This window comes from Salinibaculum salinum (assembly GCF_037645885.1).
In the GTDB taxonomy this organism is placed as follows: domain Archaea; phylum Halobacteriota; class Halobacteria; order Halobacteriales; family Haloarculaceae; genus Salinibaculum; species Salinibaculum salinum.
The window spans coordinates 1-26,865 of record NZ_JBBENW010000016.1; the positions used below are offsets into that span (position 1 = coordinate 1).

Consider the following 26,865-nt stretch of genomic DNA (forward strand, 5'->3'; position numbering starts at 1 on the left):
CCCGAGACATCCATGTCACGCAGCTGTCCATCTTTATCAACTTCTGGCCGCCAACCCCGTGAACAGCGTTCCATCTTCCAGTCTCAGCTTGTCAACTCCGCGGCTTGTACTTGTGGGTAAGAGACAGCCCTAGAGTGGTATGCGCAAGAACTGAATACAGCGCTGAAACGAGTGAGAGTCCCGGTGGAGGAATAGAGTTGTTTCACTCGGAGCCAATGGCTGTGGCGCACTTCACAGAATATTCAATAGTTCCAGTGATCACTCAAGGGCGGGGCTTTCTTTTCGCACTTCCGTAATCCCAGGATTTGAGAGTCTGATGTGGCGGTCCCACTTTTCGCGGCGCAAAAATGGGAACGAAAGGCGACGGCGTCGTCTCTCGGCGGTCTGTACATATGTAAGCGGCGGGGTTCGCGAGATGCGCCGTCAGGACTCGCGCCACTTGTGGCCGCACTCGACGCAGGTGAACAGCCGAACCTCGTAGGAGCCGCCCGGCTTCGGCATCATCTCATAGTAGGCCCGGTCGCTGTCGCAGTCGTCCGCCGGACAGGGCTCCTGCATCGTCTCGGTGGAGCCCTGGGTCGCGTCGGCCACGGCGGGTGCCCCGTCGTCCCGCTGTCCATCCTGGGTCGTCATCGCCGCTTCTGCTTGCGAGTCCCGCGGCTCTTCGTTCTCACAGGAGCGACACACCCACGTGTCGCCCTCCGTGTGCATCATCGAACCACACTCGTCACAGAATCGCATATAAAGTAACAATACACGGTTGTCGGATATATGTGTTAACTTCCGATCTGTCGGGGAGTTCAGGCAACTGCTCGTGCTGACTGTACTGAGTTATCGAAGAGGCAACAGGCAACGTTTGATCTTGCCCGACAGCTATCAAGTGGCCACGGGTGTCGTAGAGATGGCTCAGACTCTCGGGACGAACGTGGACGTCGGTGCCGGATATATCAGAATTATAACAGGAATGTTCGTCATCAGACAATTACCAGTCGCTCATCAGTATCACAAAACGACACTCTCAGCCGCTGGTATCGAAATTTTACTGGCTCTATTCGGAATGAAAACACTAGCGGAGTTACAGCGGTAGAGCAGTAGTGTACGTCGTGTTTACTCTGTACTGGCCGAATCAGACAGCTCCGGTTCTCGGTGTGCGACGTGCTGCACACGCACGTTCTATTCAGCAGAGTCGCCGAAACCTATCACCGGTTGAGGGTTTCAACAAGGCCAGAAATTTAGGTCCCCAATATCGGAACAAATACGTTCTCGGGCACTTACCGGCTGAAAGAGCCTTGTCTGAGCTGCATGGTGGCTCCGATTGCATACGCATTCAGCGGTCACTAAGCAAGAAGACAGACGACGAGGGGATCTCAGAGACGAGAATGGTTGCGACTACCCGCGTCTCCGGGTCGGATAGGACTGTCGCTGGCCATGCGTGTTCCGTGCCAGGATGCGTGCCGTCGTTCGGCGCTTATCATCGGCTCGTTCCTCCACTCCCGCGTCGTAATAGAGCACGGTCATATCAAGACAGGCCTGCAAGAGTTCGTTGGCTCCGAACCGGTACCGGTCATCACTCGGCCCGGACGGTGTCGCCTCGTCCGACCGAAGGTGGTGCTCGACAAAAAGGTACCCGCCCTCCTTGAGTGCCTCCTTGAGATCGGGAAAGCGATCGATTACCCGGTAGAAACTGACCGTGATCAGGTCGTACGCATCGGTCGGAAATCTGTAGGTGGGGATATCAGCTTGGACGAGATTCAGGCGTGATTCAACGCCGCGCGAAGCAGCGTTCTCTTGCGTTATGCGAAGCCCTTCGCGCGACTGGTCCACAGCATCTACCTCGTATCCGTCGGCTGCAAGGAATACGGCGTTACGACCGGTGCCTGTCGCCACGTCGAGTGCCCGGCCATCAGGAATCTCAGAGAGATACCGTTCGAGAACTGGAGACGGGTTCGGGTTCTGCGGATATTCCTCGTCTCGAAAGCGCTCGTCCCAACTCGTCATGTCTGTCGCTACGACACCTGTTCGCATCAATGTTCAGCCCCGCTGCATCGGAAAGTATCATAATCAGCAGGGCTGCCACCTGTGTAAACAACCTCGGGCGCGGTGGCCCGTGGCTTCGCCGTGGTCTCTGGCGTGGAGCCAGCGAAACGACCGGTGGCGAATTTAATTCCCCCCGCGCTCGTCTCTGGAGAGACTTGCGTGGAACCGGTAACACCCGAACACACCGGAAGTGCCACCGCAACAGAGGTCGTCTGTTGCTGCCGTGGCGGGTGTGTCCGTGGACGTCCGCCCCCTCACGTGGGCGCGACACAGGCCCGGCGCACCGCGTCTTACCCCGAAGTGGGTGCGCGGGTTTTGCGAGGCCGATAACGTGGGTTCCAAACTGGTGTAGGGCGTCCCAGTCCTTAAAAACAGGGACGCAGCCGAGCGTACGCGCTTCACCCCCGCCCACGGTGGGGCGGGGAACTCGCGCTGCTTTCCATTTAGAACTGACGAGTCTCAATTGGTCGTGCTGACTATAGTCTCTGTATTAATCATGGCTTCTGAAACCGGTCTCAAATTGAGGATTTCAACAAAGCCGTTCAGGCTGGGTTCTTCCACAGTGCCTCTCGATTGGTCACGGACTCCTGTCCGACAGTATGACCCGTCGAAAGCTGTTTGTTTCCACCACTCCACGGGTGTGTCATATGCGTGGGCTCGACGACACGGACCAGGAAATCCTCCGTCTCCTGCTCGACGACGCGCGGCGGCCGTACAGCGAGATCGCCGACGCCGTCGACCTCTCGCCGCCCGCCGTCTCGGACCGCATCGAACGACTCCAGGATATCGGTCTGATCCGCCGCTTTACCGTCGACATCGACCGCTCGATGCTCGAAGAAGGAGTCCCGATTCTCGTGACCGTCGACACCCGACCGGGAACTGCCCAGGATGTCCGCGACGGATTAGCTGCCTCCGACAGCGTCGAGTACGTCTTTCGGACCGTCGACGACAGAGTCGTGTTCACCGCGACCGTTCCCGGTGGAGAGGCCGGCCAGCTCATCACGGATGCAGACGAGTTGAACGACGTTCGGGACTACGAGGTCCGCCTCCTGGCCGACACCGACTGGTCCCCACGCGTTTCCGACGCAGAACTCGCTGCCGAATGCGTCGAATGTGGCAACACTGTCACTGCCGAAGGCGAGTCGGTCACGCTTGACGGTGAGGTCTATCACTTCTGCTGTGAGAACTGCCGGGATTCGTTCGTCGAGGAGTACGAGCGACTCAGTGAAGGCGTCTAATAGGGCGACCGTACTTTCGAAAGTTAAGTTAGAGAGTGTATCTGCCTTCGTTTCAAAGTGGGAACTGCATTGAATTAGGGAGACGTACTAGCGAGTACGATGCCCACACGAACCGCGCGACTGGACGTAACGGGGATGAGCTGTGCCAACTGCGCAGCGACTATCGAGGACCGCGTCGGCGAACTCGAGGGCGTGTCGACGGTCGACAGCAACTACGCGACAGACGAAGCGACTGTCGACTACGACCCCGAGGAGACGACCCTCGCCGCGATCTACGAGGGCGTGGCCAGTGCTGGCTACGAGGCGGTCAGCAAGTCGGTTTCCATCGGCATTACGGACATGTCGTGTGCGAACTGCGCCGAAACCAACGAGAAACGGCTCCGTGAGACGCCCGGTGTCATCGACGCGGAGGTCAACTACGCCACCGACGAAGCGCAGGTGCGGTACAATCCGCGAGACGCGTCGCTGTCGGACCTCTACGACGCCATCGAAGATGCGGGTTACTCGCCAGTCCGAGAGGACGAGAGCGGCGAACAGTCTGATCAGGAGCGCCGGGACCTCGCACGCTCGGCCGAACAGCGCAGACAGTTGCGCCTCGTTCTCTTCGGAGCGGCCATGTCGCTCCCGCTGCTGGGGATGATGACCGCCGAACTGTTGGCTCCCGAGTTGCTCCCCGAGACGGTGTTCGGCCTCGATATGGGTTGGGTTGCGTTCTTCTTTGCCACGCCGGTCCAGATTCTGCTCGGCAGGGAGTTCTACGAGAACTCCTACACCGCACTCGTCAAGAACAGGAGCGCGAACATGGACGTACTTATCGCGCTCGGGTCGACGACGGCGTACCTCTACTCCGTGGTCGCGCTGCTGGACCTCATCGCGAGCACCGGGCTGTACTTCGACACCGCAGCGTTCATCCTCGTGTTCATCACGCTCGGGAACTACCTCGAAGCCCGCTCGAAAGGGCAGGCCTCCGACGCCATCCGAGAACTGCTGGAACTCGAAGCTGACACGGCGACGGTCATCCAGGAGGATGGAACCGAGGAAGAGATTCCGCTGGAAGACGTAAAAGTGGGCGACCGACTGCGCGTGCGTCCCGGCGAACAGATTCCGACCGATGGCGTCGTTGTCGACGGCGAGAGTGCAGTCGACGAGTCGATGGTCACCGGCGAGTCCGTTCCCGTCGAGAAAGCCGAGGGCGACGAGGTCATCGGCTCGACGATCAACGAGAACGGCGTCCTCGAAATCGAGGCGACGAACGTCGGCGAGGAGACCGCCATCCAGCAAATCGTCGAGCGCGTTCGTGAGGCACAGAGTCGCCAGCCCGAGATTCAGAACGTCGCAGACCGGATTTCGGCGTACTTCGTGCCGGCCGTCATCGCTAACGCCCTCATCTGGGCCGGCGTCTGGTACGCGTTCCCCGGCGTACTCGCAGACATCGTCGGCGCACTCCCACTGTGGGGGTTGGCCGCTGGCGGCCCCGCGGCCGTCGGAATAGTCGAGTTCTCCGTGGTCGTCTTCGCCAGCGCCGTCCTCATCGCCTGTCCCTGCGCGCTCGGTCTGGCGACCCCCGCCGCGACGATGGTCGGCACGGCTATCGGCGCGCGAAACGGCGTCCTGTTCAAAGGCGGCGATATCCTCGAACGCGTCCGTGACGTCGACACCGTCGTCTTCGACAAGACGGGAACGCTGACCGAAGGCGAGATGGAACTGACCGACGTGGTCGTCGTCGACGCCGTTCCGGACGGCGGCGTCCACAGCGACGCGACGGACACCTCCTCGGGGCCGCGCTCGGACGGCGGCGTCACGCTGCCGGAACTCTCCGAGGAGTTCGTCCTCGAACTCGCCGCCGGCGCGGAGTACAACAGCGAACACCCGCTGGCGAAAGCCATCGTCGAGGGCGCACGCGAGCGCGGTGTCGACGTGACCGAAGCGGAGAGTTTCGAGAACGTTCCCGGCCAGGGCGTCAGAGCGACCACCGACCACGGTGAAGTGCTCGTCGGCAACCGTCGACTCATGGAAGACGAGGGTATCCATACCGAACCGGCAGAGGACGCGATGGACCGACTAGAACGCGAGGGCAAGACCGCGATGCTAGTTGCTCTCGACGACCGCGTGGTGGGCGTCGTCGCCGACGCCGACACCGTCAAGGACAGTTCCGCGACGGCCGTCACGGAACTGCAGGAACGCGGACTGGATGTCTGGATGATCACCGGCGACAACAAGCGGACCGCTCGGGCCGTCGCCGAGGAACTGGGTATCGACCCGGACAACGTGATGGCGGGCGTGCTCCCCGAGGACAAGGCGGATGCGGTCGATGACATCCAGGACGAGGGGCGGCGCGCGATGATGGTCGGCGACGGTGTCAACGATGCACCTGCACTCGTTGCTGCGTACGTGGGGACCGCACTCGGAAGCGGGACCGACGTGGCAATCGAGGCGGCAGACGTGACGTTGATGCGCGACGACCCCGCGGACGTGTTGAAGTCGATTCGCGTCTCGGCGGGGACGCTGTCGAAGATCAAGCAGAACCTGTTCTGGGCGCTGGGCTACAACACGGCGATGATTCCGCTGGCGTCGCTCGGTCTGCTCCAGCCGGTGCTCGCCGCGGGTGCGATGGCACTCTCCAGCGTCTCGGTGCTGGCGAACAGCCTCGCGTTCCGGCGCTACAAACCCGACCACGATTACCGACTGTTCGGTCGGTAGTCAGAGCACAGCCTCACAGCCGAACGGTTTCTTCGTCGCCGAGTGAGTCCGGAACCTCGAGAGTCACGGTCGTCGTCTGCCCGTCACCAGTCGTCAGGGAGAGTGTGACAGTTTCACCGGCTTCGAGTCGGCGACCGAACTCACCGACGCTATCGGCGTCGTCGCGTCCCAAATCGAAGGTCAGCACTGCCCGACCGTCGGCTTCCGCAATCGCGAACGCACCGTCTGCACCGCTGGCGCCTTCGCCCGGTGCGGTAAGGACGTAGCTGCCGCCCGCATCTACCCAGGTAGCGGTCATCGCCGCAGTGTCGAGCGTCTCCGCACCAGTTTTTGTGATGACGACCCGGACAACGCCAACACTCTCTCCGCCAAAGCCAGCGGTCTCACCGGTTGCACTGAGGATGACGATACCCTCGTCTGTGGCAGGTCCGGTCGGTGTGGGGGTCGCGCTGGTTGTATCTCCCGTGGCACGAACGTCGATCCCTCCGAGCCCGAAGACGAACGGCGTGATGGCGACGACGGCGACGAGAAAAAGAATAAACAACACCAATCTATCCAGCCCCGATTGACTGCGTGTGTCTCCGTGCATGTGTGTGGACGCTCCCGCGGACGGTAAGTAGCCCGAAGAATGTGACCGGCGTGTAAAAGTGTGCGGGCTCCAGTTGACTCGGTATATTGTCGAACGACAGAACGCAGAAGCGCCGATAGCGAAGATAAGCTCGGCTTACATCGGGGAGACTCGGTAACTCCGCCTATAACTATACGGACATTTCCCGAACTGAGGAGGTATGAAAGTAGCGCTCATCGGTTTCGGTAACGCGGGTGGGAAAGTCGCAGACGAACTACTCAATTACCAGCAACACACAGGACGAGGGTTGTTCCGGTACATGCTGGCAGTCAACGCCGCTCGAAGTGACCTGGCGAGACTGGATCGAATTTCCGACGACGACCAGATCCTCATCGGGCAGACAGACGAGCGTGTCAAAGGCCACGGTGTCGGAGCCGACCCCGAACTCGGAGCAGAGGTCACACGGCGGGACCGCCACGAGGTAGAGCGAGCACTCGACGACGTGCCAGTGTACGAAGTCGATGCGTTTCTCGTCGTCGCGGGTCTCGGCGGTGGCACCGGCAGCGGCGGCGCACCAGTTCTCGCGGAGAGCCTCCGGAAGATGTACGACGAACCGGTCTACGGTCTCGGTATCCTCCCGAGTGCCGACGAGGGCGGGCGGGCCTCGTTCAACGCCGCCCGGTCGCTCCAGTCGTTCGTCGACGCCACGGATAATCTCCTTCTGTTCGACAACGACGCCTGGCGAGGGTACCAGGATTCAGTTGGCGACGGGTACAGACGGACGAACCAGGAGCTCGCCACGCGCATCGGTGCCCTGCTCTCGGCCGGCAACCTCGACGGCACGGACGTCTCCGAGAACGTCATGGACGCCAGCGATATCAGGCGAACGCTCAACACGGGCGGCGTCAGTTCCATCGCCTACGCCGAAGAGGGTCTCGAACGCGAGACCGAGAACGCCCAGGGATTGCTAGCCAAATTCCGCGGGAACGGCAGCAACCTCGACGTCGACACCGCAAAGAAGGTGAGTGGCGTTGTCAGAAAGGCAGTCCAGTCGCGCCTCACCTGCCCTGCGGAAATAGAATCCGCCGAGCGCTCGCTCATCGTTGTCTCCGGTCCTCCGGCGGAACTCTCCCGAAAGGGACTGGAGAGTGCCCGCAGTTGGCTCGAAGCACAGACAAACAGCATCGAAGTGTTGGCCGGTGACGACCCCCGGAAATCGGCCGACAAACTCGCTGCGGTCGTACTCCTCTCGAACGTCACCGACGTGCCCCGCGTCGACAATCTGCAGGATCAGGCCGTCGATGCCGCCGACAACATCGAAAGTCAGCGCGAGACCAGAGACGAGGAAATCGAGAATCTCATCCGCGACGACGACGGGGCGCTCGACCCGATTTGAGGACACTATGTTACTGGGGCGTAGACGTGCGCTCGGATATGAGCGTGCAGAAGATTCTTATTGGAGTGTTTGGACTTCTGAGTGATGTCACCCACCGGCCCGTTCATCGACCCTGAAACGGGTGAATTAGATACTGACCAGATTTTGACAGAAGCATATCCGCTCATCGGTCTCATCGTCTTGTTCGCGGGACTGGCGCTTATTCCATTCCTGTTCGTGGTGCTGTTTGCCAGAAACTCCCTGATCGGCTCGCTCTTTACTGTAGTGGCACAAGGTATCCTGGCTGTCGGAACTGGTATCGTACTCATGTACGTAATCGCCAGAGGCATACAGCTCTCGCAGGCTGACGAGGTGAAGTAGTAGAGGCAGACGCGAAGTGCTCACGCAATCTGTCTCGTGGGTTCGCCACTGAACGAACTGAGACGCACACTGCGTTTGCGCCTCGCGTTGTACTGGCACGCCGGGAGTGAGCAATCGATTGCGATTGCGAGCTACGGAGCGGCAATGCCGCTCGCTCTTTGGAGACGCTCACTACGTTCGCGTCTCCCACTCCCTGCACGGGCATGCCGGGATTCGAACCCGGGATCGAGGGGTTAGGAACCCCTCGCCCTGTCCGCTAGGCCACATGCCCTACCGACCCTCCGGCAGCCGGCGAAAAAACGGTTTCTGTGTCGGTACAGGTAAGCACTCTTAAGGTACGTCGTCCGCTTTCACCGCCCATGGAACCACGGGACCTCTCGATGCACACGCCGTACCGGGCCGGCCGAGGGGTCGAGGAAGTCGCACGCGAACTCGGACTCGATCCCGACGACCTCGTGAAGCTCTCCTCGAACGAGAACCCCTTCGGTCCCAGTCCCGCCGCCATCGAGGCGATTCGGGACGCTGCCCCAACCGTCCATACGTACCCGAAAGCCGAACACACCGACCTCTCACAGGAACTGGCCGACCGGTGGAATGTGGCCGTCGAACAGGTCTGGCTCTCGCCAGGTGGCGACGGCGTCCTTGACTATCTCGCCCGCGCGTTCGTCGACCCCGGCGACTCGGTGTTAGTCCCCGAGCCCGGCTTCGCATACTACCCGATGAGCGCCCGCTACCGCGACGCAACCGTCGACGCCTACCGACTCAACCGAGAGGACGATTTCGCACAGACACCCGAAACCGTTCTCGACAGTTACGACGGCCACCGAATCGTCTACGTGACGACGCCGCACAACCCGACCGGGTCGGAGATGGCTCTCGACGACATCGAAACCGTCGCCGAGGAGACCGACGAGGAGACGCTCGTCCTCGTCGACGAAGCCTACGCCGAGTTCACGGACGCGCCGAACGCCCGGCCACTGCTGGACGACCGCGAAGACATCGCTGTCTTGCGGACGTTCTCGAAGGCGTACGGACTTGCCGGACTCCGGCTCGGCTACGCGCTCGTCCCCGAGGAGTGGGCCGACGCGTACGAGCGAGTTAACACGCCGTTCGCGGTGAACTCACTGGCCTGCCGCGCCGGCATGGCCGCACTGGAGGACGACGACCACGTCGAGAAGACCGTCGAGACGGCCCGCTGGGCGCGCGAGTACATGCACGACGCCCTCGACGCTCCGACGTGGGAGAGTGGCGGCAACTTCGTACTCGCATCCGTCGGTGACGGAGCGGCAGTCGCCGACGCCGCACAGCGAGAGGGCATCATCGTCCGGGACTGTTCGAGTTTCGGGCTCGAAGATTGCATCCGCATCACGTGCGGCACGCGCGATGGAACGAAACAGGCAGTCGACGTACTCAACGAGGTGCTCGACTGATGCGCGTCGCAGTCACCGGCACACCGGGTACCGGGAAGACGACGGCAATCGACGCTGTCGAGACTGACCTCGATGTCATCCACCTCAACGAGAGTATCAAACGCGAGGAGTTGACGACCAGCCACGACGAACAGCGGGATACGGAAGTCGTGGATATGGGCGCCGTCGCAGAGTGGCTCGACGGCCGCGACGACGTCCTCTTCGAGTCGCATCTCGCCCACCAGTTCGACGCCGACCGCGTCGTCGTGTTGCGGTGCCGACCGGACAAGCTGGAAGCGCGGTTGACCGACCGGGGCGAGTCAGACAGCTCGGCCGCCGAAAATGCCGAAAGCGAGGCGCTCGACCTCATCCTCTCCGAGTCGGTCAACCGTCACGGAGAAGATGCAGTCTACGAAATCGAGACAACAGACACGGACCCTGAAGACGTTGCCGACGCCATCGAATCGGTCATCGCTGGCGAGCGCGAACCGAGTGCAGGCACCGTCTCGTACGTCGAGTATCTATGACGCTCGACCGGTTTCGCCCGCTAGCCGACCGAATCATCGACCCGTTCGTGGCTGGTGCGGCTCGGGTCGGACTGACGCCCAACGGCGTCAGCACGCTCGCGTTCGTCGTCGCCGGCGTCGCCGGTGGTGCCTTCTATCTTGCCAGGTCCGACCCACGTCTGTATCTCGCAGGTGCGCTGCTCGTCTTCCTGAACGGACTGTTGGACCTGCTCGACGGTGCGTTGGCCCGCGAACTTGGCACAGCATCGAAGGGAGGCGACCTGCTCGACCACGTACTCGACCGATATGCCGACATCGTCATCATCGTCGGTCTCGCGGGCGGCGTCGGGAACTGGGCGCTCGGCATCGCCGCCGTGACTGGCGTGTTAATGACCTCCTATCTCGGGACGCAGGCACAGGCTGTTGGCATCGACAGAGTCTACGGTGGATTGCTCGGGCGAGCAGACCGACTGGTCCTCGTTGGACTGGTCGCACTGGTTGCGCCCTTCGTCACGACGACACTGGGGCCGTTCACCATCGTCGGGTGGTTGCTGGTCGTCTTCGCTGTCGTCGGCCACCTGACAGCAATCCAGCGATTCTACTACTCGATGCAGTCGCTGGCCTGAGCGGGGGCGTACGTTTTATGCGTGGGGCTGGCCAAGGCCAGGTATGGTTCAGTGTGAGATGTGCGGGACGGAAACCTCCAGTCCGAACCGCGTCAAAATAGAGGGTGCAGAACTCGATGTCTGTGACAACTGCACTGACTTCGGGACAGAGGTCAAAACCGAGGACAGTGCCAGTTCGGCCTCGACGAAATACTCGACGGGCAGTTCTAGCTCCGGGTCGTCTTCTTCGTCTGGCGGCAGTTCTAGCACGAGTTCGTCGTCTGGCGGCGGCCGCCGCCGAGACATGTTCGACGACATGGATGAAATCGCCCAGGACTACGACAACCGGATTCGCAACGCACGCGAATCCGCCGGCCTAAGTCAGGAAGAACTCGCACAGAAACTCAACGAGAAGGCGAGTCTCATCCGAAAGCTCGAACACGGTGATACGCTTCCCAGCGACGACGTACAGACGAAGCTAGAACGCGAACTCGACATCTCGCTGTCGGCGAGCGGCGGGTCCGAGGACACCGAATGGGAAGGCGGTTCCTCGACGGGCGAGTACACGCTCGGTGACGTCGTCGAGCGAAAGGACTAGATGTAGCGTTCGAGGTTCTCGGCGTCGAGTTCGTCGGCGATTGTTTCGACCGTTTCTTCGAGTTCCGCTATCTCGGCGGTGAGTCGTTCGAACTCCTCGCTCTCCTGTAGCTCTGCTCTGGTCTTTTCGACCTCCAGCACGTTCCGTTTGAGTTTCTTCGCGGTGAGTTCCTGCGCGCGCTCGTTGTACTCGCTGATCGTCAGCAGGCGGTCGACAGTGTCGATGACCTCCTGGCGCGTGACGGGTTTGACGAGGTAATCGTCGATACCGAGGTCGATGATGTCGAAGTCGGGGTTGACCGCCGTGACCATCGCGACCCGGCACTGGATGTTCTGGTCTTCGATGGCGACGACAACTTCGTTTCCGGAGACCACCGGCATCCGGCGGTCGAGCAACACCGCGTCGTACTCGTCGGAGAGCATCTCGATAGCTTCCTCGCCGCTGTAGGCCACGTCGACGTCGTAGGTCTCCCGAAGGTAGTCGGCGTAGAGGTCGGCCAGTTCCGTTTCGTCTTCGACCACAAGCACCGTCGGGACCCCTGTTTGCTCCTCTGTCACGGCTCGTTTCGACTCTATCGGAAGTCAGTGTCTTAACGGTTCGGACCTGCTGCAACTCACAACCTATTTTGCCCGGCCGGTCGCGGTTTCAGTATGTTCGTTCTCGTCAATCTCAAGGCGTATCCCTGCGACCCCGTCGCAGTCTCCGAAGCCGCAGCGAGCGTCGCCGACGAATCGACGGCAGATATCGCCATCGCACCGCAAGCAGCACACATCGACCGCGTCGCCGACACCGGCGTCGAAACGTGGGCACAGCACGTCGGTCCCGTCGGCCACGGCAGCCACACCGGCAGTACCCTCGCGGAAGCCGCACGCGACGCGGGCGCGACCGGCACACTCCTGAATCACTCCGAGAACCGCCTCAAACTGGCCGACATCGACGCCAGCCTCGATGCTGCCGACCGCGTCGGCTTCGCCACTGTCGTCTGTGCGAACAACGCCGACCAGATCGCCGCTGCCGCGGCGCTCGGTCCCGACGCCGTCGCCGTCGAGCCGCCGGAACTCATCGGAACCGGCACACCCGTCAGCAAAGCCGACCCCGACATCGTCCGGGACGCCGTCGCCGCTGCCGAGTCCGTCGACCCGAGCGTCGACGTGTACTGTGGCGCAGGCATCTCGACCGGGGAAGATGTGGTCGCCGCCCGCGACCTGGGTGCAGACGGCGTCTTGCTGGCGAGCGGGGTCGCCAAAGCCGAGGACCCCGAAGCCGCACTTGCTGACCTCGTCGACCCGCTGTAGGTCGGCTCCGTCGTTCGGACTTTCCACTCACACACCGCGGTCCCCATCGACTGTTATTGATCCGGACAGTTCCCTGCCCGACGGTGGGTCCAGTTGAATACCTTCCTCGTCGAACCGTCGCTTGATCTCTCTGTTGAAATCAGACCGCACCTGTGTGAGGTCATGCTGTGTCGGATTGTCGAGCCAGACCTCGGCCTCAATCGTGATGTTATCGGCACCGAGATCGACGACACGGACATCCGGGCTCCGAGTATCGACATCTACGTCTGCGGATTGCCGGTTACTCTGGTGAAACGCAGCAGCGACTTGTTGAAGTTCCAGCAGCGCTCGTTCGATGTCGATGTCGTGGCTGGCGTGGACGCGTTCGGTCAGTCGGTAGCTGCCTCCCCCGAATGGCCTCGTCAGAGCGTTGGTTGCCAGCTCCGTGTTCGGAACGGTGACAGTCGCGTTATCGACCGTCCGGACACGCGTCACCCGAAAGTCGACAGCTTCGACGACGCCGTTACCACCAGGCCAGGAAATCGAGTCACCGACGTTGAAGTCCGGATCGAGAATCAGGAAGAAGCCGCTGACGAGCGAGCCGAGCACCTCCTGCCCGGCGACACCGATAGAGAACGTGAGCGCGGCGACGACCAGTGCCGAGTCGGTGTTGAACACGACCCCGCCATAGCCCGCAAGAACGATACCGACGAAGGAGGCGACGACGAGCAGAAACAACTGGAAGTACGTTTCCGTTGCCGTCACCAGCGTCCGATTGTCCGGGTTTCTCGCACGTACGGCCCGATAGACGACAGGTGCGACCGTCATGCGACTGAGGGTATACACGACGACCGCCACCACGAGAAAGACGACCAGATCAGCCACGGGGTCAGTGAACGGCGCAAACGGCTCCGTCACTTCGTCTTCGATTTGCAGTACGAGGAGTCGGTCCGACTGTGAGAAGACCACCTGATTCGAGAGGGGGACGAGCATGTAGCGGTATAGACGAGCAAATGGGAAGTCGACTGTACCCGAATGAACCTCATTCGGGTTATATGGAACGTAAGTCGTACGTAGTACGCCGGTATCAGAAAACAGAGAGGGCGAGTCAGTCGGACGATCCGTCGTCGACAGTGGCACCGTCGAGCGTCTTCGTTTCGACGTTCGTTGCGAACTGCTCGACGAGGTCGTCGTCGACGTGTCCCTCGAACTCCGAGTCGAGCAGTTCTCGAAGGCGGTAGTCGTACCGTCCACGGCCCACGTGCTCGATAAGCCCGCTCGTCCGGAGCGTCCGGTTGTGGGCGTAGGCTTTCGTCCGGTCGCCGTCGCCGCCCGCCGCGAAGTGAGCGTTCAGCGGCGTCCCCGGGCCGAACTCGCGGTAGAAGTTCAACATCTTCCGGGCTTTCGTCGCCATTCCAGCAATGTCGGCTTTCAGTTCGCGGACGACGAGCGGTTCCTCGCCCTCGTCCAGATCATCCTCGCCGTCGATGATGTCGTACTCGCTGGCACCGCGGCTGGTAATCCCCTCGCGAAACTCCGAGGGAGCACTGTCGTCGCCGTCGATGATCCCATCCTCGTCGACGGAGTCGTCAGCCTCCTCGACCGGGCGGTTCGTCTCGCCGTCGACGATATCTTCCGGGACTGCAAACCGGTCCATCTCGGACTGAGGGCCCGACGAAGCGGGGGCGGTGTCGTCTGACACCGCAGCATCAGGGCCGGCGTCCACGTGCGCACCCCCGTCGGTCGTCGCCGACCCGGTGGGCGTCTCGCTGACTGCACTGAGACGCGAGAGAACTTCTTCAGCGCTGAAGCCGCTGTCGGTAGCCTCGGCTGAACTCTCCTCTTCGTCCGCCGCGGCCGCCGAAGCATCCGCTTCGGTACCAGCAGACGAGTTCGCGTCCGCTGGCGCATCGCCCGGTTCGTCCACCGCGTCCATCGCAGCAGCGAAGGCCGCGCCAGCATCGTCGTCACCGAAGGTACCAGCGCCATCATCGTCGGCAGCATCGTCACTTTCGGCAGCGTCGTCGTCAGAAGACGCTGCTGCAACAGCGCCGGTCGCCGCCTGGCGCTTCTCCCGGAGTCGCTCCTGTTCGGTCTTGCCCGGGTTCGGGCCGTCGACGTGGCGCACCAGCGCGTCGACGAACTGGTCTGCCATCCGGCTCATATCGCGGGCGTCCTGCAGTTCCGTCTCCAGTTCCGCGATGCGGGAGTTCTTTTTGTCCAACTCTTCGCGGAGTTCCGCGATGCGGTCGTCGCGGGCCTGCTGTTCCTCGCTGATTTCGGAGAGCTCCGACACCAGATCGTCGCTGACCGATTTCAGTTCGGGCCGCTCGAAGTCGTCCAGTCCCGGCGTCGCACCGGCGTCGAACGTCTGCTTGCGCTGGAACTGGACGCGCTGGACCGTCTCGGCCCAGTCCGTCATCAGGAATCCCTCGCCGTCGCCGAGATTCTCGACTGCTTCGGAGTACTCCGAGTCGAGGATACGCTTGACGACTTTGGTGTCGTTGTTCCAGGTGAGGCGGTGCCAGACCAGCCAGTCACACTGCGTGATGAAGTCCTTCTTCACGTCGGCGGGGCGCTGGCTGATACCGACGATACCCAGTCCGTGCTTGCGCCCGCGTTTCCCGATTTTGATGAGCATCTTCCCGCACTCGCCGACGCTCCCACCTTCGGGAATGTACTCGTGGACCTCCTCGACGAGCATCAGGAAGGGTTGTTTTTGTTTCTTGGCCTTCGCGAAGAGGTGTCGCGAGACGGCCGTGAGGACTTCCTCGGCCTCGCTTTCGTCCAGGAACGAAGAGATATCGAGAATGATAGGGACGTTCTGTTCGAGGGCGAGCGACGCCATCTTCTCGGCGTGGTCGGCGGTGATCTGGATGTCACACTCCTCGTCGGCACCGGCGTGGAGGATTTCGTACTCCTCTTTGAGGCCGTAGTACTCGCCGTCGATGTCGACGATGAGGAGACCGAAGCCGTTGTCCAGTAACTTCTCGGCGACGACGCTGGCGGTGTTGGATTTGCCCGACCCACTCTTGCCTGTCACGAACCCGCGGCCGGTCAGCAACTCCACGACCGGGAGGGAGACCGCCGTCCCGGGGTCGCCGCTCCCGCCGGGGCCCTCGCTGACCTCCGCGACCGTGATATGTTCTGTCTCTGCCATGCGCGCTTGCCCGAAACTCGCGGGCCACGCCACATAATTCTCCGTCAGACGGACGGCAGACCGCTACCGGCCGAACAGGCGTTCCCGAAGCGACCGCGGGCGGTGTTTCTCGGCGAGCAACACCGAACACTCCACCTCGTCGACCACATCGAGAACGAGCGACCCACTGACTAGACGGGAGAGTAGCCCTCGTTCGGTCGCGCCGATGATGACCATCGTCGAGTCTTCGGCGGCCCGTTCGATTGAGTCCTCGACATCGCCGGTCTCGATGCGTATCGTCGCATCATCGAGGTCGTGGTCGTCCGCCCACTCTTCCATGAACACCCGTCCTGTCTCTTCGTCGTCGGCGACGTGTAACAGCGTCACCTCGCTGTCGTACTGGTCCCGGAGGTAGCCAGCGACGGTCGCACTGAGGTCCGAGTCCGGCCCACCTGCCGTCGGGACCAGTACCTTCGACGGGTCGAAGCCGCGGTCTTTCAACACGAGGAAGTCACAGGGGATGGTCCCCGCCATCTCGTCGAAGGCGGACTCTGCACGCCCCGGTGAGCCGTGAGAATCCGGCCCCCAGCCCATCACGACCATGTCGGCATCATGCGTCTTGGCGGCGTCGAAAATCTCCTCGAAACCGCGGTGGGAGAGAATCGTGTGGGTCTCGACCGGCACGTCGAACTCCTCGGCGTCAGCCTTTGCCGCTTCGATAAGGTCTGCGGAGGTTTCGTCGAGTTCGTCCGCCCGTTCGGCAGCGCCTTCGAGTGCCATCTGGTCCGGGACGGTGATAATGTGCGTCGCAACGACGGTTCCGTTGCGCTGTTTTGCGATTGCACTGGCCAACTCGATGAGATCGCTCTCGCTACGCGGGTTTGCGATTGGCACCATCACCCGGTAGTCGCCGCCGTCTGGCTGGACGGTGTTAGCGGCCGAGACTGCTGCATCGGGCATCTCGTCGGTTCGTGAGAGGATGTGTTCTCCGAGGATACCCTGCTTTTCCGTGCGGGTACGGGCGTACGCGATGTACCAGATGATGGCAGCAGCAGCGATACCGAACGAGAGGAGTCGCGCAGCGGGTTCGACGTACGCGAGCAGCGCGAACGACAGGACAGTTCCGAGTATTGGAACCAGCGGGTACAGCGGGACGGTGAAATCGGGCTGGTACTCGGAGGGGTTGACGTAGCGCATCGCGATGAGTGCGATGTTGAGGAGGCCGTAGATGATGAGGTGCAGTCCCGACGCAGCCCCGGACAGCAGACCGATGTCTCCGAGCAGGATGAACAGGAGAATCAGCGCACCCGTGATAGCAATCGAGCGGTACGGCGTTCCAAAGCGCGGGTGAATCTTGTTCAGTGCCGGAGTGACGATACTGTCTCGGCCCATCGCGAAGTTGATGCGCGAGGAGGCGAGAATCGACGCGTTCGCACTGGAGGCCGTCGCCAGTAGACCGCCGAACAGGAGTGCACCACCCATCAGCGCGCCCTGCAGTCGTTCGCCGATTTCGACGACGGCGATGGGCTGTGTCTCGCCGGGTGCGACATCTGTAACGAGGTCCGCGATGAACCCGTCCGGGACTGCAGCGCTCATCACGATGAGCACGAGCGCGTAGATGACCGTCACGAGGACGACGCTGCCGATGACTGCACGCGGGAGGTTCTTGCCGGGGTCCTTGATTTCCTCCGCGACGCTCGTAATCTGGACGAAACCGAGATAGGAGACGAAGATGAAGCCGGTCGTTCCGAGCGTCTCGGTCACCGTCGCGGTCCGCGGGAGGTTCGCGGGGTCAGCCTGGAGTGAGCCCAGAAGCGTGAACACGAACAGAATCGCGACGAGAAGGATGACGATGATGTTCTGGAGACGCCCCGTCTCTTTCGCACCGATGTAGTTGATGAGAACGAAGAACGCGCCCCCGAGAAGCGCAGAGAGGGTGACGTACGTCATCGAGATGGGGCCGACGCCGATAGTGCCGCTGGCACCGAAGATTCGCGAGATGTAGCGTCCGAAGCCAACCATATAGAAGGCGCTGGCGAAGGCGAGGCCGAGCCAGTTGGCCCAGCCGGCGACCGACCCGAGGAGCGGGCCGAGCGCGTGGTTGACGTAGTAGTACGCCCCACCAGAACGGGGCATCGCCGTCCCGAGTTCGCTCGCAGAGAGTGCGGTGAACATCGCGATGACGCCACCCAGGAGGAAGGCGATGGATGCGTACGACCCAGAGCGGAGGATGGCATCACCCGGCAGGACGAAGATACCCGCACCGATCATCGTCCCGACGCCGATAGTCAGTGCGGCAAGCGGGCCGAGGTCCTTCGCGAGATCTTGCTCTTCGCTGCTCACGTCGACTCACCGCCTGAGTCTGTCACATCCTCATCCGAAACGTCCGGTAGAACGACGACCGGCCGGTCAGTCTGGGTCACGATGTCGAGTGCGACGTCGCCAGTTAGCAGGCGAACCCAGCGACTGCCACCGCGTGGCGTGATGACGATAGCGGAGGCGTTGTGGTCGTTGGCGGCGTCGAAGATAGTCTCGGCAACGTCCGTTCCGTACCGAATCTCCGTATCGACATCGCGGTCTTCGCCGAGCGACTCTTCGAGCGCGTCGAAAATCTCCTCAGCGTACTCTTCGCGCTGTTCGACGCCGGCTTTGTCCGGTGCGCCACCGGCCTTCTCGACGACGTGGACGGCAACGACGCTGCCGGTCAGATAGTCGCGGGCAGCACGGGAAGTCGCCCGCGCGTCTTCCGGACTAGCGACGGGAAGCACGACCCGGTCGAAGAGGTCAGTCATGACGGAGGGTTGTGGACCATCGAGCGTCTGTTCGACGCTGCACGTGAGAAATTCTGGAAGCAGACGGATACATAGTCGAGTTCTGTTCCGGGACCATCTTAATACACACGCCCTACAACCGCCAGCCTGTCGAATAGAAATTCACTTACCAGAGGACCAGAAAATCTCCGTCTATGAAACCACCGGAGGGTGGGCCGTGCACGTAATCGTCATCGGGGCCGGTGAAGTCGGGTCCTCGATCGCGAGGAGCCTTGCCGACTCCCACGATGTCGTCGTCGTCGACATCGACGCCGAGAAAGTCGAAGAGTTGAATTACAGTGTCGATGCGCTTGCCATCGAGGGCGACGGTGCCTCACTGTCGACTCTCAGAGAAGCCGACATCGAGAACGCCGACATGGTCATCGCCAGCACCGACGACGACGAGACGAACATCATCACCTGTGGGACGGCGAAAACGGTGGCAGATCCCTTCACCATCGCCCGAATCAAGGGGACGAACTATCTGGAGACGTGGCAGGGTGCCGAGGGCGCACTCGGCGTTGACTTCATGGTCGGGACGACCATATTGACCGCAAAGAGCGTCGTTCGCGTCATCGGGCTTCCCGCAGCACGCGACGTCGACACCTTCGCCGGCGGACGCGTCCAGATGGCCGAGTTCGAGATACCCGAAGACAGTCCCATCGCCGGCCAGAGCGTCCAGAAGGCCGACCGCTTCGAGTCGCTAACCTTCGCAGCGATACTGCGCGACGACGACGTGGTAATTCCGACCGGGTCGACGATTATCAACGCCGGCGACGAAGTTGTCGTCATCGGATCGGAGGAGAGCGTCCACGCGATGTCGGCGGAGGTATCACCACACACTGGGACTGGTGACAACATACTCATTGTCGGCGGGACGAACGTTGCTTGCCAGATTGCCCGCCTGCTCGAAGAACAGGGGCTCAATCCGCGTCTCGTCGAACACGATCACGAGCGAGCGCGTGAACTCGCCGAACGCCTCCCGAACACGACAGTCCTCGAACACGACGGGACCGACAGAGAATTTCTGGAGCGCGAACACGTCGACGAGGTCGATACGGTCGTCGCGGCACTGCATCGCAACGAGCGGAATCTGCTGGTCTCGCTGCTGACAAAGCGTCTCGGCGTCGACCGTGCAGTCGCCGTCGTCGACGAGACGGAATACTCTCAGCTGTTCGAGGCCGTCGGCGTCGACGTGGCGGTCAGCCCGCGCGAGACCACGGCAGAAGAGATTACGCGGTTCACCCGGGAGCGCCGTGCCGAAAACGTCGCACTCATCGAGAACGACCGCGCGGAAGTTATCGAAATCGAAATCGAGGCCGACAGCGTCCTCGCCGACCGACCGATTCAGGAGTCGATTCAGGACCTCCCGGATGGGTTGGTCATCGGAGCCATCACTCGCAACGGTGATTTCGTCATCCCTCGCGGAGACACCGTCATCGAGGAGGGCGACAACGTCGTCGTCTTCGTAGAAGCAGATATCCTCGACGAGGCGACGTCGAAACTCTGAGTTACGGGAACGCACTCACCGACGCCAGAATGCGCCGGTAAACAGCACCATGACCGGGATGATTTCCAGTCGGCCGATCCACATCAGGAAGATCATGAAGAGCTTCGAGGTCCAGGGGAAATCCAGATAGCTCCCGAACGGGCCGAGAAACCCGAGTCCCGGGCCGATGTTCCCGAGCGTTGCGAGCGTGGCACTGAGTGCTTCGAGCGATGTCATTGACAGCCCGACCCGCGCGCCGTCGAGTGAGATGAGGACGGTTCCGACGCCAAACAGGGCGAGATACAGGATAGTAAAGCCCAGCACGCCGCGGACGGCCCCCTCGTCGATGACCCGACTGCCGAGACGGATTGGCTGGACCTCCTCCGGATGTGAGGCGGTGACGAGTTCCCGCTTGATCGCTTTCATCGCGACGACCCACCGGACGATTTTGACACCACCACCAGTCGAGCCGGCACAGCCGCCGAGGAACATCGCGAACAGAAGCACAATCTGTGCGTGGGTATCCCACTGAGCGAAGTCACTGGTCGCGTATCCAGTCGAGTTCAGCAGCGACCCAATCTGGAACGCGGCCTGCCGGAGTGCGTTCTCCGTGACGCCGTGAGTCGTGCCGCCGAGACGGAGCGTCGGTGCGGCACCCAGATAGAGGACGACAGCGAGGATGCCAGTCGTGCCAAGAATCGCCCCGACGTAAGTCCGCAGTTCCGTGTCACCGAGGAATCGGTCGACATCTCCGTTGAGCAGGAACCAGAACAGCGCGAAGTTGGTCCCCGCGATAATCATAAACGGAATAATGAGCCACTGGACGGCCGGCGAGAACGCGCCGATACTGTCTGCCTGCGGTGAGAATCCGCCAGTCGGCAGCGTCGTGAAGGCGTGGGAGACGGCGTTGAAAACGTCCATGTCTGGAGCCAGACCGCTGACAGACAACACCATCAGCAAGACGACCAGCAGAACTGTGAAACCGAGATAGACGCCCCACAGGACGCGCGCTGTTTCAGCGATGCGTGGCGTCAACTTCTGGAGACTCGGACCGGGTGCCTCCGAGTCCATCAGCTGGGCACCGTTGACCGCGATCTGTGGCAGGATAGCGACCATCAGGACGATGATACCCATGCCACCCAGCCACTGGGTGAGCTGTCGCCAGATGAGCAGCGCGTGCGAGTGCTGGTCGGTCGAGATCTCGCCCATCACCGTCGCTCCCGTCGTCGTGAACCCGGACATCGATTCGAAGAGCGCGTTGACGGGGTGAGCAAGCGTCGACGCAGTTCCGTGCCCCGCGATGACGTACGGGACGGCTCCAACGATGGAGACGGCTAACCAGGCGAGTGCAACGAGAAACAGCGATTCGCGCGGCCCGAGGTCGACATCGTCGGACAGCTGTTCGAGTGTGAATCCGACGGTGACGGTAATCGCCATCGATGCGAGAAAGACGACAGTGCCCTCCCCGTAGAGCAGACTCGTCAGCAGTGGGATGAGCATCGCAACTGCCAGCCACTTGATAACCGTGCCGGTGAGGGCGACACTGGTCCGCCAGTCGACGTAGACACGGCTCAACTCGCGTCACCTCTGTGTGTCGGATTTACTAGACCAAAAAAGTACAGTCGAGAGGAAATGTCGAGTTCCAGCACGTCTTTATCGACGGGTATCTGGGCTGGCGTATGAATCTGTCGGAGCAACGGATTCACCCGCTGTTCGCCGTCGCGTCACCAGTCTATCTCGCTGGAAGCGACAGGTATACCCTGATTCGGTCGAATATCCGGACATGACTACCGGCGTTGTCCTGCTGAACTTCGGTGAGCCGTCCGAACCGGACCGTGAAGCAGTCGTCGACTACCTCGAACGCATCTTCATGGCCAACGCGGACCTGGAGGAGTACGACTCGAAGGAGGCCGCGCGCGAGCGCTCCCGGAAACTGGCAGAGCGACGCGCACCCGGACTCATCGAGGAGTACGAGGAAATCGGCGGTTCCCCGCTCAACGAGCAGGCCCAGGGGCAGGTCGAAGCCCTCGAAGACGCCCTCCGTGACCGGAACTTCGACGTGAACACCTACCTCGGAATGCAGTACACCGAGCCGTTCATCGGCGACGCCGCCGAGGCAGCCCACAAAGACGGTGTCGACCGCGTCATCGGGCTCCCCATCTACCCGCTGTGTGGCCCCTCCACGAACGTCATCGCGCTGGACGAACTCGAAGATGAAATCGAGGCACTCAACTGGGACGCCCCCTTCCAGGCTATCACCGGCTGGCACAAACACCCGAAGTACAACCGCGTCCGCGCGGAGAACATCGGCGACTTCGCCGACGAATCGGGCGTCGACCTCCACGACGATGACACCGCACTCGTCTTCTCCGCGCACGGCACGCCCAAGCACTACCTGGAGGAGGGCAGTCGCTACGACATCTACGTCGAGGAGTACTGCTCGGTCGTCGCCTCGCTGCTCGGCGTCTCCGACTACCATATCGGCTACCAGAACCACGAGAACCGCGACATTCCCTGGACCGAACCGGAAGTCGAAGACCTCGTCACTGGACTCGACACCGAGCGCGTCGTCGTCGAACCGGTGAGTTTCCTCCACGAACAGAGCGAGACCCTCTCCGAGTTGGACGACGAACTCAAGGAGGAAGCCGAGGAGGTCGGGCTGGACTTCTACCGGGTTCCAATCCCGCACGACGACGAGCGGATTCCCGAGGTGTTCGCCGACCTCGTCGAACCGTTCCTGGCGGATTTCGACCCCGAGTACTACCAGTACCGGCAGTGCCAGTGCCGTGACGAACCGGGGACGATGTGCCTGAACGCGCCCCAGGAAACCCCCCACGCCGAGGAGAGCGACACAGCACCGGCACAGACGGACGACTGATGACGGTCGGCGTCGTCGGTGCCGGCATCACTGGGCTGGCACTGACTCACTACCTTCGAGAGCGTGACGTAGACGTCATCACGTTCGACGCTCGGGAGGCGGCTGGCGGCGTCATCCAGTCCCAGCAGCGTGACGGACACGTCGTCGAACTCGGCCCCCAGCGGATGCGCGCCACACCAGGAATTCGCGAACTGGCGGGTGCGGCTGGCGTGGAGGACGACATCGTCACCGCGTCGGAAGGGTCGCTGTTCGTCTACTCGCGCGGCCGGCTACGCGAAGCGCCGACTGACGTAAAGCCCTTCCTGCGGACGGATCTGCTGTCCTGGCCGGAGAAACTCCGCTTTCTCGCCGAGCCACTGACGCGGGACGCACAGCCCCAGGAGTCGGTCGCGGACGTGTTCTCCCGGAAGTTCGGCCGAGCGGCCTACGAGCGGTTCGTCGGCCCGCTGTACGGCGGCCTGTACGCGTCTGACCCTTCGGAGATGCCCGCGAAGTTCGCGCTGGAAGGGCTGATGCGCAGAGAGCAGGAAGCGGGGAGCCTGCTCTCGGCGTTCCGGCAACGCGTCGGGAGCGGCGAGAAGTCACCGGCCGCGTCGTTTCCCGACGGTCTCCAGACGCTCCCCGAGGCACTCGCGGACACCTACGCCGACAGCGTCCACCTCGACGAACCAGTCACCGCCATCGGGCAGCAGCGGGCGGGTTACAGCCTCGAAACGCCAGACAGCGAGTACGACGTCGACCAGGTGGTCGTGACGACGCCCGCAGACGTCGCGGCGGACCTGCTGGACGGTGTCGCTGAGAACACCGACGCGCTTGCGGAGTTGACGTACAACCCGCTGGCGCTGGTGTATCTGGCCGCCGACGGGCTCCCGTCCGGGCTGGGCTATCAGGTCGCCTACGACGAGGACCTGCACACGCTCGGTGTTTCGTTCAACGGCGCGATGTTCGACCGAAACGGGCTCTGTACGGTCTTTCTCGGCGGGATGCACGACCCTGAGATACTGACACAGTCCGACGATCAACTCGACGAGATTGCCACCACTGAGTTCGAGCGCGCAACAGGGTACGAGGCGGAAGTCGTCGACATCGTCCGCCGGGACCGGTGGTTCCCGGCCTACGACCAGACGTGGTGGGGACTGGATGACGTGACGACGCCTGACGGCATGCATCTGGCGACGAACTACACCGCGCGGATGGGCATTCCGAGTCGCGTGCGCGAGGCGCGGGAACTCTCAGAGCGACTGGCTGAGAGCGTTAAATAGGCGTTCACGGTACGCTCAGGAGCGCCCTACCGGCAGTAAGTGACGACTAGAGTGTGGGTAACAGTTTTCAATATCGGTTACGACTCTCCCGAGTATGGCAGAGAGTTCGCTGGTCGAATGTCCCGTCTGCGAGGCGGAGTTCGACCCGAGAGCTGCGGGGGGATGGTGTACGAATTCCGAGTGCGGTGAGTGGCGCTACGACGGCCCGGACCTCACACTGGACGGCGCCGGGGCCGGAGCCGACGAAGCAGAACCCGACGAGGGTGACGACGAACCAACCGAAGCCGAAGTCGAACCGACCCCGGCAATCCGGAGAGTCGAGCCAGAGAGGCAAGCAGCAGTCGGCGATGAGGGAGTCACCGACCCAGAAGCAATCGAAGACGACGACACTGGGGCAGCCGATATCGACGCGACCGACGAGCAGGAAGACGACGCGGAGACAGACGCTGTCGAGACAGTCGAAAAAGCCGTCGAGCCCAGCACGGACGGCGTAGACGCCGCCGCGCAATCTACTCCCGAACCCGTCGAAGCATCTGGAGAGGAGACACAGAGTGTAGACGAAGACGGAGACACTGCCGAGGAGACCGCCGAAATCGAGTGTCCCGGCTGTGGCGAGACGCTTGCAGCCGACACGAATTTCTGCCCGTCCTGTGGCGAGGACGTCTCCGCTGTCGAACCGGAATCAGCGGACGATGGTGACGAGGAACTGACCGAATGTCCGTCATGCAGCGCAGACGTGAGTCCCGAGGACAGTTTCTGTGCGTCCTGCGGTGAGGACCTCGACGCACACAGAGGATCGGACGAACTGACCGCGTGTCCCAGTTGCGATGCCGACATCGATCCGGAAGATAGCTTCTGTGTCTCCTGTGGCGAAAACCTCGATACCCATCGGGGCGGGACAGCGGGAACCGACGAACCGAGGAGCACCGAAACCGCGACAAATGCGTCCCCAGACAGCGACGCTGACTCAGCGGCTGAAAGCGATCCGGCACCCGAATCGCTCGTGCTGGCGGTTCGCGGCGAGGAGATTACAGTGTCGGACGGCGACACGGTCGGTCGGGAACTCCGACGTATCGTCACCGAATCGGGTGACGACGAAGACGCCGCCGTTCGTATCCACCGGGAACACGTCCGATTCGTCCGCGAAGACGGGCAGTTCTACCTGGTCGACCTCGGCCGGAACCCGACGAGAGTCAACGACACGCGCATGGAACAGGACGACCGGGAGCCCGTCGGTCCCGGTGACGAAGTGGGCCTCTCCGGCGTCGTCACACTGGCCGTGCAGGCACCCTGACAACCACGATGGATACCGCCCGAATCCGCCGCGAACTGACCGATTCGATTCGATTGCTGTGGGCCAGAGAGCGATGGTTATGGAGCGGCGTTCTCGCGGTCCTCCTGGGATACGTCCTCTGGGTCGGTGCGACCGGCGCGGCGCTGAACTACGGGGCCGAGTTCGCGGGCGTCGACCTCTCGGTGACGGCGTGGTCCTCGACGACGACAGCCGTGTTCGCAACCGTGCTCGTCCTCTGGATACTCGTGCCCGCTGCAGTCGTGACGTCTCTCGTCGACAGCCGCGTCACGAACGTCAGTGGCAACGTTCATACCTACTACCGCGTCGAACACCCGGTCTTGCTCGTCGCACCGATGCTCGCGCTCGTTGCCGTCGGTGTCGGTGCCGCCGTCGCCGTCGGTGACGTTCCCGCCGCACTCGCGGGCGCGCTCGTCGCCGTGGGATTGCTCGCTCTCATCAGAACGGTTGCCTACAGCTACCGAGTGTTCAGCTTCTCGGCGCCGCTGCTGGTCCAACTATGTCTGTTCGTTTCACTGGCAGTGTGTTCCGTGGCGCTGTTGACCGGTGCAGGTATCGTCGCGGGCCGGCGCGGGTTCGTCGAAGCCGCTGCTGCCGGTGTCGGTGACCTGCTCGGGACCGGTGGCATCGTAGCCGTCGTCACCGGAACGACAACCGTGGGACCGGTGACTGTCTCGACGTTGCTGGGACTGACGGCCGCCCTGCCGGTCGGCTTCGCCGTGGGGTACATTCTCCTCCAGTCCGCGGTTGGACTGGTCAGTCGCGCTCGAAACCCCGACGTGCCGCGCTCGCAACTCCGAACCGGACAGCGGTATCCGGAGTTCGCCCATCCCATCTCCGAACAGTCCAGTGGGGGAGACTCCAGCCGTCCGACGCCTGATGGGGAGACACGCGAGGACATCGACCAACGGGGAAATCAACGAGATGACGCCGCTGGTTCACCCGACACCGACACAGCAGTACCCACCGCCACCGATACAACGAACGACACGACGGACGACGCAGACGACGTGAGTCACACAAAAGTGTTCACAGCGCCGGACGAGGGCGACTTCGACAGTGACGTGCCGGGCGTCGGCGACGTAGCCAGTGTCGATACAGCGGCAGACAGTACCCAGACTGCAGACGAGACAGCCGTCGTCGGCGGCGGGACAGAGAGCCGAGATGGGTCCTCCTCGGACGGCGACGGCTACCGGTGTCCGACCTGCGCGGAATCGTTCGACACCGACACGAGTTTCGCGTATTGCCCGACCTGTGGGACGGAGTTACAGCCAGAGTAAACGC

23 protein-coding genes and 1 tRNA gene are annotated in these 26,865 nt (G+C 62.2%); 14 read left to right on the forward strand and 10 right to left on the reverse strand.

Annotated features, from left to right (window positions below; genetic code table 11):
* Positions 1-423 precede the first annotated feature (423 nt).
* Together WDJ60_RS13580 and WDJ60_RS13585 are read right to left on the reverse strand one after the other, a co-directional pair.
* Entirely contained in the window at positions 424-741 is a 318-nt protein-coding gene (locus tag WDJ60_RS13580; RefSeq protein WP_340101099.1) for an RPA12/RPB9/RPC11 RNA polymerase family protein, read from the reverse strand.
* 648 nt (positions 742-1,389) lie between these two features.
* Positions 1,390-1,998 (reverse strand): class I SAM-dependent methyltransferase, encoded by a 609-nt coding sequence (locus WDJ60_RS13585; protein WP_340101100.1) that lies wholly within the window; start codon positions 1,996-1,998, stop codon positions 1,390-1,392.
* Between the two features lie 686 nt (positions 1,999-2,684).
* Between WDJ60_RS13585 and WDJ60_RS13590 the strand changes: the two genes are divergently transcribed.
* Positions 2,685-3,275, forward strand: coding sequence for a winged helix-turn-helix transcriptional regulator (locus tag WDJ60_RS13590; RefSeq protein ID WP_340101101.1), 591 nt, complete (start codon positions 2,685-2,687; stop codon positions 3,273-3,275).
* Positions 3,276-3,374: 99 nt separating this feature from the next.
* Positions 3,375-5,975, forward strand: a complete 2,601-nt coding sequence (locus WDJ60_RS13595) for a heavy metal translocating P-type ATPase (RefSeq protein WP_340101102.1) — start codon at positions 3,375-3,377, stop codon at positions 5,973-5,975.
* Positions 5,976-5,988: 13 nt separating this feature from the next.
* Here WDJ60_RS13595 and WDJ60_RS13600 read toward each other — a convergent pair whose 3' ends face one another.
* The gene (locus WDJ60_RS13600; protein ID WP_340101103.1) at positions 5,989-6,564 is read right to left on the reverse strand and encodes a hypothetical protein; all 576 of its coding nucleotides are present in this window, start codon (positions 6,562-6,564) and stop codon (positions 5,989-5,991) included.
* A gap of 199 nt (positions 6,565-6,763) precedes the next feature.
* Here WDJ60_RS13600 and WDJ60_RS13605 point away from each other — a divergent pair, with 199 nt between their 5' ends.
* The gene (locus WDJ60_RS13605; protein WP_340101104.1) at positions 6,764-7,939 is read left to right on the forward strand and encodes a tubulin/FtsZ family protein; all 1,176 of its coding nucleotides are present in this window, start codon (positions 6,764-6,766) and stop codon (positions 7,937-7,939) included.
* An 84-nt stretch (positions 7,940-8,023) separates the two neighbouring features.
* Positions 8,024-8,299, forward strand: coding sequence for a hypothetical protein (locus WDJ60_RS13610; protein ID WP_340101105.1), 276 nt, complete (start codon positions 8,024-8,026; stop codon positions 8,297-8,299).
* A gap of 198 nt (positions 8,300-8,497) precedes the next feature.
* On the opposite strand, the gene WDJ60_RS13615 is transcribed toward WDJ60_RS13610, so the two are convergent.
* Positions 8,498-8,570 (reverse strand) — tRNA-Arg (locus tag WDJ60_RS13615).
* Positions 8,571-8,658: 88 nt separating this feature from the next.
* Here WDJ60_RS13615 and hisC point away from each other — a divergent pair.
* Genes hisC through WDJ60_RS13635 form a run of 4 tightly spaced genes read left to right on the forward strand, consistent with a single transcriptional unit; the run spans position 8,659 to position 11,417 of the window.
* Positions 8,659-9,729 carry a histidinol-phosphate transaminase gene (gene hisC, locus WDJ60_RS13620; RefSeq protein WP_340101107.1) on the forward strand — a complete coding sequence of 357 codons (1,071 nt, stop codon included), beginning with the start codon at positions 8,659-8,661 and terminating at the stop codon, positions 9,727-9,729.
* Entirely contained in the window at positions 9,729-10,235 is a 507-nt protein-coding gene (locus tag WDJ60_RS13625; protein ID WP_340101108.1) for an adenylate kinase family protein, read from the forward strand. The genes hisC and WDJ60_RS13625 overlap by 1 nt, the downstream gene beginning before the upstream one ends.
* Complete coding sequence (locus WDJ60_RS13630; protein ID WP_340101109.1) at positions 10,232-10,840, forward strand: CDP-alcohol phosphatidyltransferase family protein; 609 nt, start codon at positions 10,232-10,234, stop codon at positions 10,838-10,840. The genes WDJ60_RS13625 and WDJ60_RS13630 overlap by 4 nt, the downstream gene beginning before the upstream one ends.
* A 43-nt stretch (positions 10,841-10,883) precedes the next feature.
* The gene (locus tag WDJ60_RS13635) at positions 10,884-11,417 is read left to right on the forward strand and encodes a multiprotein bridging factor aMBF1 (protein WP_340101110.1); all 534 of its coding nucleotides are present in this window, start codon (positions 10,884-10,886) and stop codon (positions 11,415-11,417) included.
* Here the strand turns inward: WDJ60_RS13635 and WDJ60_RS13640 are convergent.
* Complete coding sequence (locus WDJ60_RS13640; RefSeq protein WP_340101111.1) at positions 11,414-11,974, reverse strand: response regulator; 561 nt, start codon at positions 11,972-11,974, stop codon at positions 11,414-11,416. The two genes, WDJ60_RS13635 and WDJ60_RS13640, sit on opposite strands and share 4 nt — an antisense overlap.
* A gap of 93 nt (positions 11,975-12,067) precedes the next feature.
* On the opposite strand from WDJ60_RS13640, the gene tpiA reads away from it, so the two are divergent.
* Complete coding sequence (tpiA, locus tag WDJ60_RS13645) at positions 12,068-12,712, forward strand: triose-phosphate isomerase (protein WP_340101112.1); 645 nt, start codon at positions 12,068-12,070, stop codon at positions 12,710-12,712.
* 27 nt (positions 12,713-12,739) lie between these two features.
* Here tpiA and WDJ60_RS13650 read toward each other — a convergent pair whose 3' ends face one another.
* The 4 genes from WDJ60_RS13650 to WDJ60_RS13665 form a co-directional block, all read right to left on the reverse strand.
* Positions 12,740-13,684: a mechanosensitive ion channel family protein gene (locus WDJ60_RS13650; protein WP_340101113.1), complete on the reverse strand. Its 945-nt coding sequence runs from the start codon at positions 13,682-13,684 to the stop codon at positions 12,740-12,742.
* 115 nt (positions 13,685-13,799) lie between these two features.
* The gene (locus WDJ60_RS13655) at positions 13,800-15,851 is read right to left on the reverse strand and encodes an ATP-binding protein (RefSeq protein ID WP_340101114.1); all 2,052 of its coding nucleotides are present in this window, start codon (positions 15,849-15,851) and stop codon (positions 13,800-13,802) included.
* Between the two features lie 63 nt (positions 15,852-15,914).
* Positions 15,915-18,173, reverse strand: a complete 2,259-nt coding sequence (locus WDJ60_RS13660; protein WP_340101116.1) for an amino acid permease — start codon at positions 18,171-18,173, stop codon at positions 15,915-15,917.
* Positions 18,170-18,622: a universal stress protein gene (locus WDJ60_RS13665; RefSeq protein WP_340101117.1), complete on the reverse strand. Its 453-nt coding sequence runs from the start codon at positions 18,620-18,622 to the stop codon at positions 18,170-18,172. Before WDJ60_RS13665 ends, WDJ60_RS13660 begins: the two co-directional genes overlap by 4 nt.
* Positions 18,623-18,818: 196 nt before the next feature.
* On the opposite strand from WDJ60_RS13665, the gene trkA reads away from it, so the two are divergent.
* Positions 18,819-20,150 (forward strand): Trk system potassium transporter TrkA, encoded by a 1,332-nt coding sequence (gene trkA / locus WDJ60_RS13670; protein ID WP_340101118.1) that lies wholly within the window; start codon positions 18,819-18,821, stop codon positions 20,148-20,150.
* Between the two features lie 15 nt (positions 20,151-20,165).
* On the opposite strand, the gene WDJ60_RS13675 is transcribed toward trkA, so the two are convergent.
* Entirely contained in the window at positions 20,166-21,704 is a 1,539-nt protein-coding gene (locus tag WDJ60_RS13675; protein WP_340101119.1) for a TrkH family potassium uptake protein, read from the reverse strand.
* A gap of 208 nt (positions 21,705-21,912) precedes the next feature.
* Between WDJ60_RS13675 and hemH the strand changes: the two genes are divergently transcribed.
* The 4 genes from hemH to WDJ60_RS13695 all read left to right on the forward strand — a co-directional run bounded on the left by hemH (position 21,913) and on the right by WDJ60_RS13695 (position 26,861).
* On the forward strand, positions 21,913-23,007 hold the full coding sequence (gene hemH, locus WDJ60_RS13680; RefSeq protein WP_340101120.1) for a ferrochelatase: 1,095 nt from the start codon (positions 21,913-21,915) through the stop codon (positions 23,005-23,007).
* Positions 23,007-24,269: a protoporphyrinogen oxidase gene (gene hemG, locus WDJ60_RS13685; protein WP_340101121.1), complete on the forward strand. Its 1,263-nt coding sequence runs from the start codon at positions 23,007-23,009 to the stop codon at positions 24,267-24,269. Before hemH ends, hemG begins: the two co-directional genes overlap by 1 nt.
* A 94-nt stretch (positions 24,270-24,363) precedes the next feature.
* A complete protein-coding gene (locus tag WDJ60_RS13690) occupies positions 24,364-25,563 on the forward strand; it encodes a double zinc ribbon domain-containing protein (RefSeq protein WP_340101122.1) in 1,200 nt (399 codons plus the stop codon).
* Between the two features lie 8 nt (positions 25,564-25,571).
* Entirely contained in the window at positions 25,572-26,861 is a 1,290-nt protein-coding gene (locus tag WDJ60_RS13695; RefSeq protein WP_340101123.1) for a hypothetical protein, read from the forward strand.
* Positions 26,862-26,865 lie beyond the last annotated feature (4 nt).

Bases quoted from the DNA above. Each gene is read 5' to 3' on its own strand.
- WDJ60_RS13580 (WP_340101099.1), bottom strand. From the start codon at position 741: ATGCGATTCTGTGACGAGTGTGGTTCGATGATGCACACGGAGGGCGAC.
- WDJ60_RS13585 (WP_340101100.1), bottom strand. From the start codon at position 1,998: ATGACGAGTTGGGACGAGCGCTTTCGAGACGAGGAATATCCGCAGAAC.
- WDJ60_RS13590 (WP_340101101.1), top strand. From the start codon at position 2,685: ATGCGTGGGCTCGACGACACGGACCAGGAAATCCTCCGTCTCCTGCTC.
- WDJ60_RS13595 (WP_340101102.1), top strand. From the start codon at position 3,375: ATGCCCACACGAACCGCGCGACTGGACGTAACGGGGATGAGCTGTGCC.
- WDJ60_RS13600 (WP_340101103.1), bottom strand. From the start codon at position 6,564: ATGCACGGAGACACACGCAGTCAATCGGGGCTGGATAGATTGGTGTTG.
- WDJ60_RS13605 (WP_340101104.1), top strand. From the start codon at position 6,764: ATGAAAGTAGCGCTCATCGGTTTCGGTAACGCGGGTGGGAAAGTCGCA.
- WDJ60_RS13610 (WP_340101105.1), top strand. From the start codon at position 8,024: ATGTCACCCACCGGCCCGTTCATCGACCCTGAAACGGGTGAATTAGAT.
- hisC (WP_340101107.1), top strand. From the start codon at position 8,659: ATGGAACCACGGGACCTCTCGATGCACACGCCGTACCGGGCCGGCCGA.
- WDJ60_RS13625 (WP_340101108.1), top strand. From the start codon at position 9,729: ATGCGCGTCGCAGTCACCGGCACACCGGGTACCGGGAAGACGACGGCA.
- WDJ60_RS13630 (WP_340101109.1), top strand. From the start codon at position 10,232: ATGACGCTCGACCGGTTTCGCCCGCTAGCCGACCGAATCATCGACCCG.
- WDJ60_RS13635 (WP_340101110.1), top strand. From the start codon at position 10,884: ATGGTTCAGTGTGAGATGTGCGGGACGGAAACCTCCAGTCCGAACCGC.
- tpiA (WP_340101112.1), top strand. From the start codon at position 12,068: ATGTTCGTTCTCGTCAATCTCAAGGCGTATCCCTGCGACCCCGTCGCA.
- WDJ60_RS13650 (WP_340101113.1), bottom strand. From the start codon at position 13,684: ATGCTCGTCCCCCTCTCGAATCAGGTGGTCTTCTCACAGTCGGACCGA.
- WDJ60_RS13655 (WP_340101114.1), bottom strand. From the start codon at position 15,851: ATGGCAGAGACAGAACATATCACGGTCGCGGAGGTCAGCGAGGGCCCC.
- WDJ60_RS13665 (WP_340101117.1), bottom strand. From the start codon at position 18,622: ATGACTGACCTCTTCGACCGGGTCGTGCTTCCCGTCGCTAGTCCGGAA.
- hemH (WP_340101120.1), top strand. From the start codon at position 21,913: ATGACTACCGGCGTTGTCCTGCTGAACTTCGGTGAGCCGTCCGAACCG.
- hemG (WP_340101121.1), top strand. From the start codon at position 23,007: ATGACGGTCGGCGTCGTCGGTGCCGGCATCACTGGGCTGGCACTGACT.
- WDJ60_RS13690 (WP_340101122.1), top strand. From the start codon at position 24,364: ATGGCAGAGAGTTCGCTGGTCGAATGTCCCGTCTGCGAGGCGGAGTTC.
- WDJ60_RS13695 (WP_340101123.1), top strand. From the start codon at position 25,572: ATGGATACCGCCCGAATCCGCCGCGAACTGACCGATTCGATTCGATTG.